General features: G+C 43.8%; 25 protein-coding genes and 1 pseudogene. All 26 read right to left on the reverse strand.

Annotated features, from left to right (window positions below; all coding sequences use genetic code 11):
• A pseudogene (locus HPY74_05865) lies at positions 1-1523 on the reverse strand (IS1634 family transposase).
• Positions 1524-1838: 315 nt separating this feature from the next.
• Positions 1839-2237 carry a hypothetical protein gene (locus HPY74_05870; GenBank protein ID NSW90195.1) on the reverse strand — a complete coding sequence of 133 codons (399 nt, stop codon included), beginning with the start codon at positions 2235-2237 and terminating at the stop codon, positions 1839-1841.
• Between the two features lies 1 nt (position 2238).
• Positions 2239-2868 carry an N-acetylmuramoyl-L-alanine amidase gene (locus tag HPY74_05875; protein ID NSW90196.1) on the reverse strand — a complete coding sequence of 210 codons (630 nt, stop codon included), beginning with the start codon at positions 2866-2868 and terminating at the stop codon, positions 2239-2241.
• Entirely contained in the window at positions 2868-3998 is a 1131-nt protein-coding gene (locus tag HPY74_05880; protein ID NSW90197.1) for an RNA-dependent DNA polymerase, read from the reverse strand. The genes HPY74_05875 and HPY74_05880 overlap by 1 nt, the downstream gene beginning before the upstream one ends.
• 322 nt (positions 3999-4320) lie before the next feature.
• Positions 4321-4659: a diversity-generating retroelement protein Avd gene (gene avd / locus HPY74_05885; GenBank protein NSW90198.1), complete on the reverse strand. Its 339-nt coding sequence runs from the start codon at positions 4657-4659 to the stop codon at positions 4321-4323.
• A 78-nt stretch (positions 4660-4737) separates the two neighbouring features.
• On the reverse strand, positions 4738-5847 hold the full coding sequence (locus HPY74_05890; protein ID NSW90199.1) for an SUMF1/EgtB/PvdO family nonheme iron enzyme: 1110 nt from the start codon (positions 5845-5847) through the stop codon (positions 4738-4740).
• A gap of 4 nt (positions 5848-5851) precedes the next feature.
• The gene (locus tag HPY74_05895) at positions 5852-6175 is read right to left on the reverse strand and encodes a hypothetical protein (protein NSW90200.1); all 324 of its coding nucleotides are present in this window, start codon (positions 6173-6175) and stop codon (positions 5852-5854) included.
• Entirely contained in the window at positions 6175-6603 is a 429-nt protein-coding gene (locus tag HPY74_05900; protein NSW90201.1) for a hypothetical protein, read from the reverse strand. Before HPY74_05900 ends, HPY74_05895 begins: the two co-directional genes overlap by 1 nt.
• A 3-nt stretch (positions 6604-6606) precedes the next feature.
• Positions 6607-6900 (reverse strand): hypothetical protein, encoded by a 294-nt coding sequence (locus tag HPY74_05905; GenBank protein NSW90202.1) that lies wholly within the window; start codon positions 6898-6900, stop codon positions 6607-6609.
• Positions 6897-7697, reverse strand: coding sequence for a YmfQ family protein (locus tag HPY74_05910; GenBank protein NSW90203.1), 801 nt, complete (start codon positions 7695-7697; stop codon positions 6897-6899). The genes HPY74_05905 and HPY74_05910 overlap by 4 nt, the downstream gene beginning before the upstream one ends.
• Positions 7690-8805 carry a baseplate J/gp47 family protein gene (locus tag HPY74_05915; protein NSW90204.1) on the reverse strand — a complete coding sequence of 372 codons (1116 nt, stop codon included), beginning with the start codon at positions 8803-8805 and terminating at the stop codon, positions 7690-7692. Before HPY74_05915 ends, HPY74_05910 begins: the two co-directional genes overlap by 8 nt.
• 13 nt (positions 8806-8818) lie before the next feature.
• The gene (locus HPY74_05920) at positions 8819-9271 is read right to left on the reverse strand and encodes a DUF2634 domain-containing protein (GenBank protein ID NSW90205.1); all 453 of its coding nucleotides are present in this window, start codon (positions 9269-9271) and stop codon (positions 8819-8821) included.
• Between the two features lie 10 nt (positions 9272-9281).
• Positions 9282-9713 (reverse strand): hypothetical protein, encoded by a 432-nt coding sequence (locus HPY74_05925; protein NSW90206.1) that lies wholly within the window; start codon positions 9711-9713, stop codon positions 9282-9284.
• Complete coding sequence (locus HPY74_05930) at positions 9713-10705, reverse strand: hypothetical protein (GenBank protein ID NSW90207.1); 993 nt, start codon at positions 10703-10705, stop codon at positions 9713-9715. The genes HPY74_05925 and HPY74_05930 overlap by 1 nt, the downstream gene beginning before the upstream one ends.
• A 12-nt stretch (positions 10706-10717) precedes the next feature.
• Complete coding sequence (locus HPY74_05935; GenBank protein NSW90208.1) at positions 10718-11365, reverse strand: LysM peptidoglycan-binding domain-containing protein; 648 nt, start codon at positions 11363-11365, stop codon at positions 10718-10720.
• Between the two features lie 11 nt (positions 11366-11376).
• Positions 11377-14787 carry a tape measure protein gene (locus HPY74_05940; GenBank protein NSW90209.1) on the reverse strand — a complete coding sequence of 1137 codons (3411 nt, stop codon included), beginning with the start codon at positions 14785-14787 and terminating at the stop codon, positions 11377-11379.
• Positions 14787-14936: a hypothetical protein gene (locus tag HPY74_05945; GenBank protein ID NSW90210.1), complete on the reverse strand. Its 150-nt coding sequence runs from the start codon at positions 14934-14936 to the stop codon at positions 14787-14789. Before HPY74_05945 ends, HPY74_05940 begins: the two co-directional genes overlap by 1 nt.
• 23 nt (positions 14937-14959) lie before the next feature.
• Complete coding sequence (locus HPY74_05950) at positions 14960-15439, reverse strand: hypothetical protein (GenBank protein NSW90211.1); 480 nt, start codon at positions 15437-15439, stop codon at positions 14960-14962.
• Between the two features lie 23 nt (positions 15440-15462).
• Positions 15463-15915, reverse strand: coding sequence for a hypothetical protein (locus tag HPY74_05955; protein NSW90212.1), 453 nt, complete (start codon positions 15913-15915; stop codon positions 15463-15465).
• Positions 15916-15931: 16 nt separating this feature from the next.
• A complete protein-coding gene (locus tag HPY74_05960) occupies positions 15932-17353 on the reverse strand; it encodes a phage tail sheath subtilisin-like domain-containing protein (GenBank protein NSW90213.1) in 1422 nt (473 codons plus the stop codon).
• Between the two features lie 3 nt (positions 17354-17356).
• Positions 17357-17554 carry an oligoribonuclease gene (locus HPY74_05965; protein NSW90214.1) on the reverse strand — a complete coding sequence of 66 codons (198 nt, stop codon included), beginning with the start codon at positions 17552-17554 and terminating at the stop codon, positions 17357-17359.
• 16 nt (positions 17555-17570) lie between these two features.
• Entirely contained in the window at positions 17571-18389 is an 819-nt protein-coding gene (locus tag HPY74_05970; protein ID NSW90215.1) for a hypothetical protein, read from the reverse strand.
• A 2-nt stretch (positions 18390-18391) separates the two neighbouring features.
• The gene (locus HPY74_05975; protein ID NSW90216.1) at positions 18392-18799 is read right to left on the reverse strand and encodes a hypothetical protein; all 408 of its coding nucleotides are present in this window, start codon (positions 18797-18799) and stop codon (positions 18392-18394) included.
• Positions 18799-19182, reverse strand: a complete 384-nt coding sequence (locus tag HPY74_05980; protein ID NSW90217.1) for a hypothetical protein — start codon at positions 19180-19182, stop codon at positions 18799-18801. The genes HPY74_05975 and HPY74_05980 overlap by 1 nt, the downstream gene beginning before the upstream one ends.
• A 1-nt stretch (position 19183) precedes the next feature.
• Entirely contained in the window at positions 19184-19528 is a 345-nt protein-coding gene (locus HPY74_05985; GenBank protein NSW90218.1) for a hypothetical protein, read from the reverse strand.
• Between the two features lie 177 nt (positions 19529-19705).
• Complete coding sequence (locus HPY74_05990) at positions 19706-20749, reverse strand: hypothetical protein (protein NSW90219.1); 1044 nt, start codon at positions 20747-20749, stop codon at positions 19706-19708.
• Positions 20750-20757 lie beyond the last annotated feature (8 nt).

Raw genomic sequence — 20757 nt, forward strand, 5'->3', positions numbered from 1 at the left:
CCTTTAACATCAAAGAATTCCATATTTCTCAGTCCGGAAATAATCTCATGACAGGTGAATTCCTCTTTGAGACGCTTCTCCAGCAGCCTATAAATAATTAGTGATATAAAGCAAGTGATGAAATGTGCTTCAATCCTGTCATCGTTGCTTAAATACACTGGTCTTGCTTTAAATTCGCTTTTCATAATCCTAAAACATTCTTCAATCTCCCATCTTCTCAGATTTATCTTGATAATTTCAGATACATCATCCTCAAGGTTTGTACATACTCCATAAAAACCATCAAAGGCTTCTTCTTTTTGAATTAACAAAGAATCAATACTATAGATTTCTTTATCTGCGGCTTCACCGTCGGAAGTAAAGCTTGTTTTCTTAATAAACCTTTTATAATCGTTAGAGTTGCATTTCTTGATTTTTGTTGGGTTTGTATCAATAAGACTTTGTGCACGCTGTATTTGAGAACTGCGAATTTTTCTCTGATAATCTCTATATTTAATCGAATAAGTTACAATAAGCCTTTGCTCAAGGCCATTTTCATTAATCCAGCGTTCTTTGTAAAAGACTTTCTCACGTATTTTTATTTTATCTTCAGCACCAGCTTTATCTATCATTTCATCAAGTTTAGAAATGTCATAGGTTTTTTCGCTTCCGGGAAGTTTCCATCCATCTGTAGAAAGAGCCCATTTCTTAAGATGATCTTTTAATTTTTTGATAGATTGTGTGGTAATGAATGCACGATTATCTTTGTTGTTAAACTTTCTATTAGCTTCGGAAGCAAGACCTGCATCTGTGCATACGATAAATTTAGAAATCTCAAAGTCGAAAATAATTTTCTTTTCTAAAGGTTTTAAAGTCAGTTGTTCATTCATATTCCCTCTGTTAATGCTAAAAGCCAAAGGGATTCCGTCTCCATCCATAAATAATCCCATTTGAACAATTGGATTGGGCTTGTGGTCTTTAGATGGGCCATACTGTTTGATGCCCTCTTCCTGTTCTATTTCAAAAAAGTAATTGGTACAATCATAGTAAAGAACACCTGTATTTCTTTTAGAAACTTTTAAACTGTTTTCATACAATGAGGACTGAATAAAGTCTGTTTCCTTAGCGAGAACTTCAAGAGCCCGGTATATTTGATGCAGATCAAAATTTGGTTGTTCGATAAATCTTTTAGAAAGTTCATGGGTTGCAAGCTTGGAAGCAGGAAAAATAACTCTGCTGTAAACAAGCCTTGATAGGATTGAGTCTAAGTCAAAATCAAATTTATATTTTTTAGCGATTTGATTGCAAATTTTGTGTAATGCAAGTTCATGATATATTTTTTGAAGGAACAGATATCCGCCGTTGTAGGAACGCTGTTCACCTTTAGGGATAAGTTTTGATGGAGAATACTTAACAAGTACTTCACGTTTTTCTTCTTTTTCTTTCCTGTTAAGTTCCTCAATATATTTTTTTGCCCATTTAATGGGGTCTTGCCCGTTTAGTTTTTTAAGAAGCTCATCATAAGTTCCAAGTTTTTCAACGATTATTGTATGCTCTTTTCTATGTAGCTTTGCACGTAAAATGAGAAAAATTTGCACGTAAAATGAGAAAAATATACAATTAATTGAATATTTATGCAATAGTATTCCCTTACAACGAACCGTACGAAATTCGTACCCCTCAAAAAGGAGGGCACAAACATCCTGTTTAATAAATATTTAATAAATAAATATATTTATAAATATCGTTTAAACATTATTTATAAAAAATAAAATTATACTTATAAACCTGCTTACTCCTTAAATAAATAACAGCACCAAGTCTAATTCTCAGTGCTGTTATTTTCATAGTGTTGAAAATTAATGTAAAGCTGAAGTCTTGTTAATGTTCACGTAGTATTCGATTTTATTATCAAGCCAAGCATCAAGGTCGGTATATGCAGCTCTTAAGGCTTGCTGCGCCGCAGTACCCATTATTGCAAGAGCTTTGTTTTTAGCCATATTGAAGGCTTCCTGTTGTGCTGCTTTATCAAACTGACTGTTGTTTTTAAGGACTTCTACATATGTTTGACTCACAGCGGTAACGGCTGTACAAACTGCATCTTCAGCAATATTAAGATATTTATCAACCTTTTGGCTGTTAATTTTCTCCTCCAGCTCTGCAATTTTCTTTCTGATGAGAGCTACCAGGTAACCTGTAGCAACTGTAAGCAAAGGGAGAACAACAACCGTTATAATTGCGTTTGCATATTCACTCATCTCATGCACCTCCTTTCAGATTCTTGAATATTCTATACATGATAAGGGTGACCGCCCACACCGGCATAGGTTCATCAATTTTCTTACACCAGCCTTCCCTGTCGGAAAGCAATCCCGCATCTGCGAGGCCATTGATACCTTCAAATTTCCAACTATCTTTAGAAAGCTGAGTCTTAAACCATGTCCATTTAGCCCAGTTATTCGCACTCATTGTTCCTGGACAGTTTTTTTTGCTTGCGTCATAGTGTCTTACAACTTTGTCAATTGGTATGCTGTATTTCTGTATTAGATATTTTACCAGGTCAATAGCATTTCCGACGGCTTTATCATAATCGCCATCGCTGTTTATGCAAATTTCAATTCCTATAGAATTATAATTTGTGATGCCATACTGCCCTTTGCCATCCCCGCAATGCCAAGAAGCGTTATAATCTTCTATAGTCTGCACAATTGAGTGATCATCTACAAAATAATGGGCAGAAGCCTGCCTGTCTCCGCTATTAAAATACTTAAAATGTGCTTCTGCGTCAGCCCCTTTGCTCATATTGCCAGTATCATGCACAACTATGTATTTGGGGTTATTGCCACTCGAAAAATTATATTTTATCAATTTTTTCTGTATAGGTAACATCAGATCCTCCCCTTCTTAAGATAATTGATTATTGGTGTATAATTATCGCTATCACCTTCTTTCTTTAAAACAAAATTCTTCAGGAGTTTGCTCTTGAATTTATAACTGTTGAAATGCTTCATTATCCCAAAATAGGACTGCATGGAATTGTTCACTTCCTGAAAACTCATCTTTCCTGAAGCATAGGCTTTCTGTAAAAACTTAATACGCGCCTTCATCTTCCTGGCAGATTTCTTCTTTAGTTTTCTGTGAGTAGCCCATATTCTGAAACCCACAAATTCTATTCCGCAGGAAATCGGACGTATGGTAGTTTTCTTATTTAGCTGGAGGTTGAGCTTTTCATTCAGGAACAGATTAATGTCATCCTTGACAGAATGGAGATATTTTTTATCGTGGTGAAGGATCACGATATCATCCATGTACCTGATGTAGTAATGCAGCCTCAATTCGTGCTTTGCGTACTGGTCCAATTCATTTAAATACAGGTTTGCAAACAATTGTGAAGTAAGGTTTCCAATGGGCATTCCGACATCAGATAGCCGGTCTTCATCGGTACACTTGTCAGGGTCAACTCCGATAGGTAGCCCAAACTTTGTATCTTCACTGTTGATGATTTTATCCAAAAGCCAGAGAATATCCTTGTCGTCAATTTTCTTTCTGAGGATATCCATGAGTACCCGGTGATCTACGCGGTAAAAATATTTTGCAATATCGAGCTTAAGATAATAATATTTCTGAGGCTTTCTGGATACCTGCCGCAGCCAATATTGCAGACGGTCTGCTGCTTTATGGGTACCCTTCCCTACCCGGCAGCCATATGAATCATATATAAATTGCTTATCCAGCATAGGATTAATCTGCCGGTATATGGCCCATTGAACTACTCGGTCCTTGAAAGGCAAGGCCATTATAAGTCTCTTCTTAGGGTCATATACAAAGAATTCACGATACCTTCCGACCTTATATTCCCTGTATATAAGCTCATTCTGGATTTGTATAAGGTTTTCTTCGAGATTACCGCTGAATTGAAGCACATCATCCCTAAATCTTTTTGCTTTTCTTGCTTCCCTGTACGCCTGGTACAAGTTTTCAAAGTCATATATCTTTTCGTATAGACCAGATAATTTCAAGGCGTCACTTCCTTTGTAGTAATATCTCTGTGTGTAGCATCTTTCGCTACAGCTACTCACTGCTTCCACAGAAATTTAGTTTTTTGCCTCCCGGTTTCCCGTTCGGCAGGGAGATGAATCCCTTTATTCTCTCTGTGCTGTCCGTAGCCCCTTAGGGTTATGGCTTCTGACAATGAGAGTAGAGCGCAGCGGAACCCGATGTTGTTGTTCGAGTTCGACCGAGCGTTGTTCAAGTTCAGGGCGAACACTCCAGCGTTGGACGTGTTGTTCCAGTTGCCGCCACGAAGCGGGAGCCGATGCGACTCATCCCCCCATATTCTTCTTACTTAAATGCTTTTATCCAACCACCGAGCATTTTGCCGATTTCGTTCAACATTTTGCTCCAATTTTCATATTTCCTTAATGGAAGGTATTTCGTGTTCGGGTCTGCTGCCAGTCGTATATAAGTCCGCAATATATCAAGTTCAACATCAATTTCCTGGAGAGTAGTCTTTTTATAGTACCGCTTGTTTGCCTCTATTATCAGACGGAGAAGCCTATACATCGACTGTTTTATGTCTGCAGCCAGCGCATACCGTTCCGACCTTGGAAATTGAGATAGGCACTGGTTGCCGTACAGAATCATGTCATATACCTTTTGCAAAATCTTTAAATCCTCCATTATAACCCTCTTTCGTAAAAAGATTATGGGCGGACTACCGTCCGCCCATGTCAGATTTTCAGGTATTCAGATTTCAGATTACGCAACATAAGCGCAGCGGAACCCGAAGTTGAAGTACGAGCGCGACCGAGCGTAGTCCAAGTGCAGGGCGAACACTCCAGCGTCGCACGTGTTGCTCCAGCAGCCGCCACGAAGCGGGAGCCGTTCTCCGTAATTTCTCGCATAGACAGCATCACCACCATGCGAGGCATCAAGAGGGAACAATCCCAATGCTTTTAATAAAGTCGGAATTGTTACCCCGGTTGCAGCCGCAATTGTTTCAAGCGTGGATGTTGAATAACCATAGTCAACCTGCCCGCCGGGAACATACATTGGATTTTCTACTAATGTATTGATCCTCAAATCGCCGCCTATATCATGAGATGTGGCAGTAGAATCACCGGCGGTCGTGTTGTCTATTTTTAAGGTGTCTGCAGTCCCAGGAGCCATTAAGGTACCGTCCTGTAGAATTGCTCTCCAGGCTACGCTTCCTGCAGAATGGTCAGTGTTGAGAATGGCTGCATTATTATTTTCAATAATCTGTATTTCACCATTATTAAGCCTCAATCCAGACACCCATTCCCAAACGTTTCCGTTTAGGTCAAATATGCCTTCATTTGTATTGTCATGTGCCCAACTAACCGGACCAGAACCGGTAGCTACTCTTCCATCATACCAGATGCCTCCGCTTTCATACCTATAAGTTACTACACCTCTCTCATATGTAGCCGAATAATCTTTTCCATAGCTATTGTTTCCTCTCGGCATAAATCCCTTCTTTTTGCACGAAAGGGCTAATGCTGCCCATTCTGCATTGCTCATTAAGTGCCAGCCATTTCCCTTATTATAGCAATATAGCAAGGCCTGATCAAAAGTTATATAAACCTTCGGGTCCTTATATGGGAGGCTATAAGCCCTATCATTTACCACTACGTTCTGGTATTTTGAAATATATATTTCATCCTTCTCAACCCCATTTACAATAAAAGCAGGGTGGGGAGTATGTGGAGCTCCATCAATCACTTCATCCAAGTAAAACTTCGGTATTCTTACCATTATTGAAGGCATTCCCAGGTCATCCAGTAGCACTGTATTTTTGCCTCCAGAAAGAGCTTCAGCGCTTAATTTCAAATCATCAAAGTTTGCCATTTCCTTATCCCTCCATACTCCATAATGTTAATATTACCTTGCCAATATCGAAAGGTACCGCAACCTTATCATATTTTGGATTACCTTCCTCATCAGTGCCATTTTCTACCATTTCATATTCCCTGGCCGGAATGTCAATTTGGGCCACATACCTTTCGCTCAGCCCGAAGGTGAGCATATCGAATTGATTCCTACAGATGTCAATGTGGACAGGGAAGTCTCTTTCAAATTTGCTCACATCCATCATGATTTCTTCATTCAGGTTGAGTATGGTATCTGTAATTGTGTATTCAATTTTGGTGCCCTCATTTTTTTCAACAACTATCATTAATATATTCCTCCTCTCACATAATACTTGACTGTAACAGACGCTGCGCTCCCGGTGTATTCAAGTTTAAAGCCATTAAGCTGCTTGTCGCTTACTATTACATCGCCAACATTATTTCCATTGTATTCTACAGTTACAGTGTAATTTAATGTGTTTCTTGCTTTCACAAGATTAACTGTAACTTTCGAATTATTAAACGGGTATTGCTGAGCGTTGGTTAATACTATCTGTCCAATCTCAGGAATATTGTTTTCAAGTTCTCTTTTCCGCTGCTGCATTTCTTGCATAAGGACATCATTCAATATGAACGCCTCGAAGATACCCTTTTCAGAATTGTTCATGACATTGGCGGCAACCACTGTACCCTCCTGTATCACATTACCCTGGCTGTCCCTTATAATATCAACCCAGTCCGTCTTCTGATACATGTCTTACACCTCGCTTATTGTGAATTTAAAGGCTATTAAAAGGCCTTTTGTATTGGTCTTGGTTATATTGTCAGGTTTATCTGCAAATACCGAACCTGCTATATCTATAAGCTTAATATTAGAGATGTTGCCGGAATCGGTATTATCAAGATACAAGTAAATCGTCAGGATACCGCCCGTCAGTTCCGTCTTGAGAATTGAAACGTCCTTTGTTACTCCGCTTATAGTATAGGTGCCTTTACTGACCAATGCTTTTATGTATTCAGCAACTTTTTCTATACCTGTTGAGGTTATCATATTATCGCCTCCCCGCATATTATTTCGCCACAAATTAAATAATTTTTCAATGTTGTAGAATAGCTTGCCGTTATATTGATATTGCTTGAATAGCTCGCAGCATCATTTGAGAATTCCGTGTCATCGCCAGACATAAATGCTCCACACAGTTTATACGCCTGCTCTGCTGTGGAATAGAGCGCTGCAAGCCTTATCTCTGCAGCATACTCTGTCGCTGCGTTTTCTTCCGGATAAGCGCCACATATGATCTCACCGCAGAAAACAAGCTCCGACGGGACATTGACCAGCATCTCTCCTTTAAGTGATATTGTTGAAGCATACTTTAATCCTATTTCATAACTTAAGTGTGCAGGCTTTGCGGCATTAACAGCTTCTATAACATCCTTCAGAATAATGCTTGTCTGGCCATCAGGATATATCACTACCCTGAAGGTATAATCTGCGATATTTTCCTCAATTTCTGCCGGAACTGAAGTGGTCTGCTCTACGATGAATTTCATTTTTTCTGGTGTAATAGGTGTCCTGGTAACTAACCTGCTTAATACTTTTTGTCGTCTTGTCTCAATACTTATTGATTCGTTGACCAATAATCCAAGCAGGCTTTCCCAATACTTCAATCCCCAGGTTGCTGTCTGGGGGAATAACTGGTCACGGATTCCGGCTGTCCAGCTTTGAAGATCATCAACCTGAAGTCCGTTGACTTGAAATATTGCAAGCATAATCCTGCTTTGAAAGTAGATAGGGGAGACATAGCCAAGCATCCTTATGCCGCTTTCACTTGTCAAGATGTCACTCATTGGCTGTCACCGTCCCTGTCACCGGGAATTCATCACCAGCCAACTGTAGGTTTGTGCCAGCTCCATTGACGGTAAGCCCTGTATAATCGACGACCCCCTGGGTATTTATTATGCATGCGCCTATTTCCGATATCCTTACAAGTCCACCAACACCAACCCTGATATAGTATTCATCAAACGCTTGTTTAACAGCATCGAGGGTTGTGACCGGATCAGCTCCTTCTTCAATCGTCCATGTAAATTCTATATTCAGCACATACTGCACAGGAGCCACTACTGTAACAAGTGCGCCTATCGGTGCAAGGCCGCCAACGTTTTTTCCACCTGGAGCTATATGTTCCTGAACTGCATCAATTAATGCCTGGTTTGCAGGCTGGCCGTTAGAGTCTATGACTATTATCTTCACGGTTCCGGCCCCATTCCATTCAGGAACCACATAAATTTCTCCAACACCGTCAACTTCCTTCGCCCACAATTTGTAATCCGAAATGGAACCGGACATTGGTATATTCCGTTTTGCTTCCAGGATTCTTGAGCGCAGGGATTCGTCATCTTCCTCCTCGGTTCCACCGGATGTCGGCCCCAGGTTTATTGTTGAAGTTATACCTGCCTGTGGCTGCTGCATCAAGGTTATGGTATTGCTTGCCACATTTCCGGATGTGCCTGCCAAAACCGCCTCAATAGGTATGTCTACATATCCTGAAACATTGATATTGGCTGAAGATAATGTCTTGAACTCTGTGGACGGCTGATCACCGACAGCAGGAGTCGCAATAATAAAACCTTCAGGAATGAATACGCCTTCCAAGCCGTAAAACCGTTGCGTGCCGGTTGCACTTACAGCAGCTTTTCTGCTTAATCCGGCCATTTCCGCATGCATGTCAAGATATATTCCGTATGCCCATTGAGGGAAGCACACCTTTATGGTTTCATTAAGCTTAAACTCCACCATTTCCGCCTTTTCAATTGCTACAGGCATTGTTGCGTCATGAAAAAACTGAGCCTCGGAAGTGTCAAGGTCTAAAGGCACATTTGCTTTCATGTTATTGTGAATTGTTTCAACATCTTGGTTCTGCAAAAAGTCCGGAGCCACATATTCAGTACCCATATGTCCACCCCTTTCATAGCTTGATAGTCACACCCATCTTCTCAGGCGCACCTATTTTCGGATAAACTGTAAAACTTGCATATACATTGTCGCCAGTCCAGGTAAATTTAAAATCGCGTACCGAATCTGTCCGTGGATCAGCCAGTAGAGCTTCAGTAACCGTCCTTTCCAAAACCGACTCAGCTGCCTTCCTGGACGGCTGCTTTCTTACCTCATCACTTTCAATGCCTATGGCATCTGAATAAGCCAGGCATGATCCCCTTTCCGTCAGGAGTGTTTTCATACACCACTGTGCCCATGCAGTATGCCCATCCGCCTCTTTAACCTTGTTGCCTCCATCCATAACAAAGTCGCCAAGCTCAAAATCAAACTTCCATGACCGCCCATATTTTATTGTGCTGGTTTTTTGCTCTTCAGGCATAACCAAAGGCATCTCAAAAACAGGGAACAGGTTTTTATCTGCCATAGTATCCCTCCTAACCCGGAACCACTATATCTATTACTACCGGGTCGGTTCCGTCATTGACCCATGCCACAAGGACTCTATCACCAGGTTTTAAAGGCTTCATTAAATCCGGAAGTACTACATCGTGGATGTGCTGTCCTTCGGTATCAGGATGGCTATGAACACCGTCCCCGGAATATTGTGAGTGACCACCGCTTGGTCCATGTGGATGCTGGCCCTGATTTTCTGCCGTGATAGTTAACGGCTGCTCTGCATTAAGCGTAAGGCTCCTGCAGACAAGATATTCTCCTTTGGGTATTGCTATTGGAAACCTGTCCGTAAGCAGGCTATAGTCGCTCTTTATCGTTCCAAGCTCCAATATATCAGGCTTGCTGCCTGTTTGCTTCATCCTTGACAACAGAACCCTTGCGAGTTTGTTTACTCCTTTGTTGCTCTGGGACATTATGGTTCCACCTCCATTGTCATAGTCCTTGCAGTAGCATCGTGCTGAATACCGGTGATGTAATAATAGCCGTAAAGATTTCCGGCATTTACATATATTTTGTCGCCTTTCCTTAGGAAAGGTAAATCGGGAGCCTGTATACTTGTGGCTCTTCGTGGCTTTCCTTGCTCATCAAGGATATCTTTTGCAGATGATTTTGCGGATGCAAGCGTATCATCCTGTTCACGGTGAAATATTCTCTGCAGTACACCAAATTCCGTCCTGCCGTCTACAATTGCTTCAACAGGAGATCGTCCTTCGCTATCCTCGGCTCCTACTATCTTGACCCTTGTAACCAGGTCTTCAATGTCCTGCCGATCGCTTGTAACTATCGTGTTATTATCTGCTGCAAAATGGTATACAAGCCTGTTGGAGCCTCTCGGTATTATTTCAACCTTTCCATTACTGCTTCTGACTATGAACTTACCCGCACCTTTTTTCTTCGCATCGTCCAGCACCTCAAGAACCATGGCAGCCAGTGTCTGTGATTTGAATACCTTTTTAGCCATTGCAATGTCAGGCCCTTCATATTTTGCCACTGGCACACCCCAATCCTCAAATATGTCCAGTATAATGCTTTTACTGCTGGTTCCTGCAGAATAGTACCTGTTGTCATCGGATTTCCGAAGGTAAATCAGGTTATCGTATGCTGTAATGTTCAGGTCTTTTTTTGCTGAACTTCTATAATCCCAGTTAAAAATGGTACCCTGGAATATTTCTTCGGTTCCGGTACCCCAGTTTGATGTAATAAAAACCTTGCTTCCCAGAGCCGCAAGCTGTGTTATATATGTTCCTTCAACCGCTATGTTGTGTAGAGTGGCCTGCATCCTTACAGCAAGCTCTCCCGGATTTTCCTCCCACGAGAGAGCCTGCTGCAGTTCGGCCATCATATATTTTCTGCCCTGGGAATTAAGTAGCACAAATTCATAGCTTATATCCTTCAGGTCTATCATGGCACCACCTCATCATACCGGGAGCTTTAAAACCTGACCGGCGTAAATAATGTTCGGGTCTTTTAGGGGCGGCTTGTTTAATTCAAATATTTCAGGATACCTTGACCCTTTACCAAGCTCCTTTTGCGCTATTTTCCACAAGGAATCCCCCGGCTTGACAATGTAGGTCGGCTGTTTTGGCGGAGCCGGTCTTGATACTGTCTTTGTATTTTCTGAAGATTGCGGCTTATTTTGCCATTCATCCACTGTATAGACTTTAATTTCTACTGCCTGGGTGAACGTGATCCTGTAGTCACAGTCTCCAAATCCACTTCCCCATACCGGCTCGAACGTTTCAATGTATACGTCCATATTTATTGGGGTTTCGGTTATTAAGAGCTGCAGTTTTGTACCTGTCTCCTTGTATTTTTTTAACAGATTGTGTATTTCAATAGGGCTGCTCCAGGTTTTCACAAACGACATATTTTTGCGTGGCTCTCCCGGAAGCTTCCCTTCCCAGGAGACAACATCAAGCTTGTTTCCTTTCGGGAGCTTGACTTCACCAAGGTGCATTATATCATAGGTTACCATGTTGGCTCCTGTACTTACCGTTACCATTTCCGGATTCATAGGAAAGTGTATTCTTGTATTTGTCTTAGGTTCTGTTACATAAAAATCCATTAAAACCACCCCTAATCAGGCATATTCTGAAATACACCGCTCAATTTGCTTGCAATTTCACTGCTCAGCTCATCTGCAAGCTCATCCTGATTTTCCCGTATAACTGCAATTATTTCATCTGCATTCGCTGCAGCCTTGATATCATACGTCGGGCTGCTTTGAACCTGGACTTTTAATGTTATTCCCTGTTTTCCTGCAAAGGGTACCTTATATGGGACGGGTGCATTCACATAGTCCACTTTGGTTGGTTCTTCATTTGTGTCTGGAAATGTCCTGAGTGCATCTTTCAGGTTTCCTAAGATGCCCACATTGGCATACGGCCCTATTTCATCTGCAGCATAATCTGCATTAGAAAAAGCCATTCTGCTCAAATTGAATCCAAAGATGCCGCCAACTTGGTTCCAAAGGTCGATACCCCGGCTGCGCCTGGAAGAGGAAAGGGGAATAATTGCTTCCGGCCCCGCCTCGGCAACCAGTCCGATATGCGGTCGGTGTAGTATACCGCCGGTTGCGTGAGGCGATATGCTGTTAGTATCAGGATAATATCCGCTTTGTATGCTTTTATCCGGATTGCTTTCACTCATGTACCTGGCAAGTACGTCAATATTAATCTTTTTCTCTGTAGGTAGTTCTTTCATTTTGCGTTCCAGCTCGGATACTTTTCCAATGGCTTCAAGGAACCTTTGCTGTTCCGCTTCGCTTAACAAGTAATATTTTTGTGCCTGCTCTTCAAGTGTACCGCCAAGGTCAAATTCTATAAGCTTTTTCTGAGCTTCATATAAGCTGCTGTATTGGTCTCTTAACTGTGCAAGCTGTTCATCTTCTTTCAGCAGGGCATCAATAACTTTCAACCTTTCTTCTTCAAAAGTTTTATCCTGCATTGCAAATGAAAATCCTGCCAATCCGCTGCCGCTGAAATCATATCCGAGCGTCCGTGCCACTTCATTGATCTTATCAAGCAAAGTCTGAACTCTTTCCGAATCCTTTTCCCAATCATATCCTTCCTTATGCCTGTCCTGGAATAATTTCATCATTTCAAGCTCGTAGGTTTTAAATTGAGATATGGCCTTCTCTAGGGCATCCTTTTCTTCTTGCAACTTGTTCATTCTATCTTTTGCAGCTCTGAACCGGTCTTCGATCTTTGCAAAGTTCATCTCTCCTGTAGCGACTTCCTGCTCTAATTTCAGTTTTGCCGATTGCCTGTCTGCTTCGGTTATGTCCTTTAATAAATTTAGTTTTTCCTTCAGTTTCCCATTTTCAATGTCGTACTGCGTTATAAGGCCGGGATATATTCCTGCCAGGCTTTCTATTACTGCCTGAAGCTTGTTTTGGGCTTCCGCCATTTCTTCGGTAGTGCCTTTACCCTCAATGATAAATTGGTTAAGACGGTTGTATTCATCGGAAAGCCTTTTTGTGCTGTATGCCTTATCGGCCATATTCTGGTATTCATTGGCTGCAGATCTCAAATCCCTTGCTGTTTTTTCAATTTTTCCACTGCCGTCGATCCATCCCGAAATCGTTTTTCCAAGCTTTCCTCCAAAAAATAATGCTCCGAGTCCACCTATCCCCGCTCCAATAGCGGTACCCAGTCCCGGTAATATTGCAGTGCCTATGGCGGCACCTAATGCTACCATGGCAGCCTTTGAACCACCACTTGCATATGCAGTCCGCCTTTCTTTTTCATTGCGAGTATTTACCGCATATGCAAGGTCGTTGATTGCTGAAAAAGCTCCCAATGCACCGGCAGCCCAACCAGCAGTTGTTGCCAAGCCTGCAGCGGTTATGCTTCCGGCTGCGGTTGCCGCAGCTGTGCCAGCGCTTGCTGCGGCTGTCCCTGCCCCGGTTGTTGCTGCAGTACCGGCTGCTCCGCCTATTCCTGAAAAAAGTTTTGTTGCACCTCCTAATACCTTAAATCCGCCAAGCTTTGCGAACACTCCACCAATCAGCAAAGTCGATAGCCATGCCGTTTTTGACGGGCTTTCTCCTCCAGGAAGCAAGGTTGCCGCATCCTTAAATATTCCCTTTAATGCGTTCAATATTGCTTTTCCGACCTTTTTGCCCTCAAATCCTTTGATAAACCCTTCAGCAAAAGTCATACCTATGTTCAAGCCATCATCCATAGCCGAACTTTTTAAACTCAGTCCCAATAAGCCAAGTATTCCTGATTTCAAAGCATTACCTAATCCTTGGCCTACTTGAGCGGCTTTTCCCATAAGCCATGTTTTCCCTTTACCGTTCCACCATTCCTGGAATGGTTCTACAATCACCATATCCCAGGCAAGTTTTGCCTTTTCTCCGAAAGTTTTTGCCGCCTTCCATTCTGCGCTATTTACCAAACCAAAAATAGACTCTCTCCATTTCTCGACCTTGCTAATTATCCAATCTGATATATTTCGGCCCGCTGACTTAATAGCCTCTCCCCATTTTGTAATTTTGTCCTGGTTAATATCGATCCAATCAACAAGCTTCGTTAAAAGCGGGGTTATGCCTTCCCTGAGGCCATCACCCCATCTCCTTATGATTTTATTGCTAAAGGTATCCTTAATGGTTGACAAGAGACCTTTTAACGTCCTGCTTTGCTTTTGCATCATGCCCCCGAATCGCTCTTCCATACCTTCAAGCAATGCCTGTATTGCTCTGCCTGCTTCGATCCCTTCCTGCCCGATATCCGCAACTTGTTCCTGGGTAAGCCCGAGCTTCTGCATCAATATTTCAGCTGCCGGCACTCCAAGCTCTTGTAGCTGCAGCATTTCCTGGGTCATTACGCGGCCCTTGGCCTGCATCTGGCCCAACGCCCGGACAATCCTCTCTATTCCTTCACTGCCTGCTCCTAGTCCGGAAGATGTATCGCCAATAGTTTCAAGCATTGGGAGTACCTTTTCTATATTAAACCCAAATGCCTGCATTAATTTTGCGCTATCGGCCAATTCCGGAAACTCGAACGGCGTCCTGTTCGCAAAATCCTCTGCTTCGGCCAGAAACTTTGTTGCCTTTTCTGCGGACTTTAGCATAGTCTCAAATGCGATTTGTGTCTGCTCAAAATCTCCGGACATATCCAACGGCTTGACGAAACCGCCCCATACTCCCGCACCGGCGGTCAGCAATCCAACAACGGATGTTGCTAGCCTGAATACTGCCTGCAGCGGTTTTGTCGCAAGGTCTAATACGCGGACAGTGAACCGGAATGTCTTTCCGGCCAATCCCCAGGCTTTCCTGCCCACAGAGTCAAGAACAGCAGAAGCTTTGTCTATGGCTGAAGCTACAAGCCGGAGCCTGGTTTTGTTCATGCTGTTTATTTGCTTCTTCGTGCGGTCTATGCTGAGCTCAAATTTGCTGACTTTTGCCTGTGCCTGCCCGAGTGCCGGTTCCGTATTGTCGGATACGTTTATCGGTATTTCAATCCTGTAGACCTGTTCAGCCATCAGCCATTCACTCCTTTCATTTTCTCCAAAGCCTCCACTTCGGCTTCAATGGTAACTTCCATTGAAGCCTTGCAAAAGGCTATTATCCCGGGTGGCTTGGACAGTATTTCATCCGGTGTCCTGCCGGTCCTTTGGAATATATAATGCAATATTGTAGCCTGACCTCCGGCCTTTATGAGTTTTTTGCGACTTCCTCCATGCTGGAATCGTACCCGGAGATCTTATCAATAATCTCTACAATTTTATCCTTCTCTCCGGCAAACAGGACTTTATCTATCAGGTCTATGCCGTTTAACACCCTAAGCTCCTTCCATGCATCTTTATTGTCCCATATCTTTTCTCTGTCCTCTTTGATAGTCGCCGTATATATTAATGCACTACGGTATCTTACTGTGTCGGTTTCCTCGGGCAGCTTCAATCCCCCGAAGCCCTTATTTCGAACATATCTAGTATATTTGTCTCTGCATGCGTTATATTCATCCTCGCCTAACGGCCTTACCCTGAAGCTGAATAGGATATTACCTTTCCTTGAAATATCGACCCTTGCGAAATTGCTTTCATCCTGTCTGCCTTCCGCTGCTTTCAACAATGCTGCAAGCAATGCGTTTTCGTTCACGAGATATTCTTCTTTTGTCGGTATATCCTGCGTCATGTCCTTTTCATCGAAATTATCCATTATACGGCACCTCCTAATAATTCTTGCAGATCCGGCGGCTCATTTACCCTAAACGACCATGCCCTGGTTATTATATCGCCTGGCTGTATGTTGGCAAGGTCGATGGAGCCGTCAGGCACGCATGCTCTAAATATCTGGCGGCTTGCCGTACCATCGTGGCCATTTATCTTGCCCTGGAAACCAAACTGCGGTTGCACTTTGTTTTTAAGGCCATCCATCAATTTTTTAAGCAGAACCACATCCTTTATCACGGTCTCGGTAAATGTTAGGGTGACTGTATATGATACCAATACTGCCACGCTTAAAAGCTCACCTGCAGGCTGATAGTCCGTATTGGTTATATTAACCTGAGCCTGGAAGGTATTTACCTGGGCAAGGTAAGTTCCGTCCTCGGCATACAGTTCGCCATCTTTTCCCGTCAATATATACCGTGGATCAAGTTTCTCTTTCATTTATCATTCACCTCCGTCAAGTTGTAGTTTCAGGGGCGAACCTGAACCCGCATGAAAGGTATAGTTTTTCCCCGCTGTCTATATCGTCAACAGCCAATTTGAACCATGCGCTGTCTCCCACAGGCGGATTTTCCGGATCTTCATATACAATTCCTCCAGGGAGCAGCGCTCCTTCATAAATCATTTTATTTACGACACCTTGGGCTGCGCTCACAAGCGTGGCTCTGCCATCTGGATCGTTATCCACTTTCCCGATCAGGTCGTCCCATGCTGCAGACACTCTTTCCATCAGGCTGAACCTTGTCCTTACTCTTCGTATTTTTTTCCATCCTGCATCCTGGTTGCTATCCGGCGAAACAAGAGTATTTATGCCATACTCTATCTGTACCTGCCCCTTGCTATTTGTTGTGAATACGATGGCCCCGGACTGTATGGCCTGTTCAATCTGTGGGTTGGTGAGCGTTTCCGTAAGTGCATTGGCTCTCTTGACTATAGCATGCGTTAGGCTGCTTGTGACTGCCGCCGACGCAACCATCCCGGCTACCCTTGCCGCAGCCTTGTATCCCTCATAGAAATTTCCATCCGCATCCTTGAATCCGTTCAGTACGTATAAGATGGCATAATCATTGAATGCCGCAGCGTTTTCTTTCCTTGTAGAGAAATCTACCGTGGTTGGCTCGCCTATGACGCCCAGCACAAATTTACCATCAGACAGGATCCTGTCTATGTATCCTTGCACCAGCGCATGTACTGCCGTATCTTCCGTATCGACCGCAAGCACGTTCCATGGCTGTGACTCCAGTAAAACAAAAGCTTCCGAATAGTCTTGGCTTGTTATTGTCGGATTTGCCCCACCGGTCAGAGGCTGCTGGTTGAGCGCCTCCAAAATACCATTCCCGTTTGCCAGCTTTGATGCTGTTATCCAATCGCTGCCGTCAGCAGTAATTGCCGCAATAAGCGCATCCACTTCGGCACCACCTTTGTCAAACATGAATTTCTGTCTGAACACAACGCCGTCATATACCAACAATTCCCTTTTTGAACTATCCGTAAGGCTGTCCCTTAGCGTAAGTTTCAGTGGTTTTGTGCCCTCATATTTGGCTGTTATGCTAATAACACTCACAGGTTCGACAGCAGTATCCCGAATTGTATATATTCCTTTGGTCCCTCCGGTCCCTAATCTTACTCCTTTTATGGCTGAAGCTCCACCGTTTAATATTTCCGTCATTATATCCGTAGTCAATGCTGAGCCATAGAGCCTATCCTTATTGTCCGCTGTTATATCTGACACAACCCCGAGCGGTCCCCAATCGGCTTTGAACACAGCGGCACATATACCTTGCTGCAATATCGCCTCGGGTGTTCTTCCGGTGTTTTCATACCGGATATATGCTCCTGGCCTTATTTTTTGTTCTCCGACCGCAAAAAATGCTCCCATCTGTTACCTGACCTCCTTTTTCATGAATTTTTCAATTGCAGTTTTTGCCTCGTCCTTTGTCATTTCCGACTTGCCTGCCATCTTTACAGCTGCGGCCACAACCTCGGGTTTAACCCCGAATACGATCTCTGCCGCCGCTATTAATTCATCCTTGTTGTAAACGCTGGCAGGCTGTTCCTTGTTTTCCGATTTGCCTCTCAATCAAATCACCTCCGCATTATGGCAGCGGTCCGCTTGTATAAATATTTTCAATAAGTTCCGCTGCCGGTTTTGATACTAATATGCCGTACTTGACGGTAAGTTTTATTTGGCCGTTTTTTAAATGATCCGCCTGGCTGTCGGCAGATACCGTCTGAAAGAATAAGGGAGAGCCGTCGGTTAAATAAGTCCTTGCATCCAGTGCTATCCTTTCAGTAATCTTTTTTACCCATAAAAACCTGCTTGCAGAAGACGGAGCAAGTATATGCCCCATTATTACAGCCTCCATCCAGATTACTGCAGCCCATCTTTCAAGGACACGTATGTCTGCAAGCCTCCAGTAAACCGCCGGTGTCGTATCGGTAAGTGCCCATGTGGACGGATCAAGCTGCAGCTCAGGGAAAACATTGTTTGTCCAGTTGTGTACTGCAGCAACCGGATCAGGCTCTATTGTCATCTGACTGGGGAAGGTGAGTACGGCAAATTTAAGCCTTCTTGTTATGATATCCCAGTCCTCATCCACGTCATCTTCTCCGGACGGGCCGGTATAGATGCAGGTGAAAGCTTCACCGCCTGCCGTAACAATAAGCTGCCTGTCTAGTGCTGATATAACCTTTTTTGCAAGCTCATCAACCTTCTGGAAGGTAGTGCGGCTTACACATGGAAATATTTCGATGGTAGTATTTCCGCCAACCCATGTATCGCTTAAATTTTCCGTACCCTGAAATATCACAAGGTATGGTTTTTCGGTATCCTTGCCTGCAGCATGCGGTTCATAAGCACGGCCATCTATGTCCGAAATTGCATCAATAAGCTTCTGCCTTATCTCCGATCGCATAATCAATCCCTCCAAACTTCTCGTACATCCTTCTCGATTTCTGCAATATGTCTTTCGATCGTCGGCTGAAGAATAGCTCTCGGTTTCATGCCTTTAACCTGCTTGATAGGGTGGGAAAGCCCCTCCAAGTTTCTTACCGGTTTTATTGGTTTTTTCTTTGGGCCATATATTCCAGTACCGGTTTCCAGGTAAGTACCGTATTCCTTGCCATGGGAAAGGTACAGTATAAACCGGTCGCCTTCATCCTCGACTCCGGAATGAAGCCCCTGCCTTGCCTGAGATGTCCTATCTTTCCAGGGAGCATTCAGTTTTGCATACCCCTTAAGTTCTCCGGCCCAGTGGTCAAGAAGCATATGCAGTTCGCCTTTTTTTCTCCTGATATAGTCCTGCACGTCCCTTTTGATGTCCATCAAACCACCTTCTCGATATCTGCCTGGTAACCGGCAATTTGTCCCATGACCACCTGGGGATAAACCGCTGTTATCCTGAAATGCCCTAGCCCGGTCACATCAAATTCGTCACTGACGTTCGGGCCTGCTTTTATATCCGCCTGGTAGTTGGCCAGAAGGCCCCATCCTTCATCAACCTGCTTGGTACCTGCAATATCGCTGACCTCTTTCGGATACCTTTGTCCTTTTGGGAATATCCGCACGGAAAAAGGGCCTGCCTGAGTCTTTACTTCCTCAAAGTGGCCCTCTGTTTCAACTTTTTCCGTGCGGGAAATTGTTATGACTAGAGGGTTCTGCGCTATGTTCCATTGTATCTGCTTCCTGCGCCATGCGATATAATCCATGTCACAGCACCTCCGGTTTGGAAATCTTCAGGATTAGACCGCTGCTGGTTCCTTTGGCCATGCCGGCGTATTGCTCGGCCATTGCCAAAGCGTGAGCCAGCTGATCTTTCAGTGACGTCAGATCATATTTTTCCTGGCCCATACTGTAGCTTTCGGTTTTTTCCTGAAGCATCCCGGCTTTCATCGTCCAGCCTGCTGAAGCAGCTTCGTAAATATTGGAATTCTCCTTCAGAAGGTCATCAATCTCGGAATCCAGGAAATTTGTGTCTGCTTCACTTCCTCCTGCCGGAATTATTTCGTTTAGTAGCTTTCTTAGCCTTGTTCTTAGCTCCGTTGTCGGGGTCATCTTTCATCACCGCCTTGAACTTCTGACATTCGTGCTCGGTTGTGGCCATTTCCTTGGACCATTTTCTCGCAGGTATGTCCGGATGACACTTCATTGCCAGCATCAGTGATAAATCTGTGCCTGGTTTCCATGGATACCAGGCACAATTTATACATTTATTCATCTAATTCACCAACCTTATGCGGGCAGTGTAATTTCTTCAACGGCATTTGCAGGGGAAGCAACCACACCGCGCCTTGCTCTTCCGACAACGGCGTTTTCGACCAGCCTCTTCAGATCGCCGCCGGTCGCATCGACCCTTAAGTCATGCTTCACAAGCTCTCTGAAATACTTTTGGCCTTCAATCAGATACGCCTTGTTTGCATCGACTCCGGGATAATCATATGTTTTTTCACCAACCGCTATGCTCCAGCCGTCATAGAATATGAGAGTGTCTATCTGGCTGATTGCCGGGTAGACGGTTCCACCGATCTGCATCCGCTGCAGGCACTCCTCGATGTCCCATCTTCTGCTTGAATGCGCAAGCAGTATGTTGGGTTTCCTGGGAGCCTTTGTGTCGGTGTTTTTATCCTGGGATGCATGAATCAATGCAGCCTTGATTGTGTTTCTCATCTTCTCAAGGAGCGTGCTGCCGCTGATGTCTGCTGCAGTTTTGTTTTTGGCGGCATAGTTGTAGCTGATGATAGGGTAGAGGTGAATGTGATTCAAGAGGGCATTGTATGCTTCACCCATTGATCTGTTCGCCTCTGCCATTTCCCAGGTCTTATCGTACAATACCATATCTTCCGTCCATTCAAGCCCTGCTGCATATGTTATGATCGGCACCGTGTCCTTTGCTCCGACCTTCCTGGAACCGAATTTCACACCCTCAAGCTCCATGTGCTGCAAAAATACCACCTGGGCATTTGTGAACGGACTGATGTCCACATGCTCGGAAAAGTTTGCGTCTTCCACTTTCCTGTAAATCGGAGTATAGAGGAGGGGAACCCCTTCTCTTCCAAGCTCAAGGTCAATAACCGATTTCCGAATCAGGTCGTCAAGCCCTGCAGGTGTGGTTATCATCTCACCAATCGGTTTGCGGAGATCGTAAACTACCATTTCTCCGTTTACAATCTTCTTTGTCACTGTCCTTATTTCGCCGTTTACACTGTATGGAACGGCCACTTCAATGTTCCTTGAACGCCTCTCGGCTATAAGCGTTTCAACGCTATATATCTTCAACATTTACT

This window comes from Bacillota bacterium, assembly GCA_013314855.1.
Taxonomy (GTDB): Bacteria; Bacillota; Clostridia; order Acetivibrionales; family DUMC01; genus Ch48.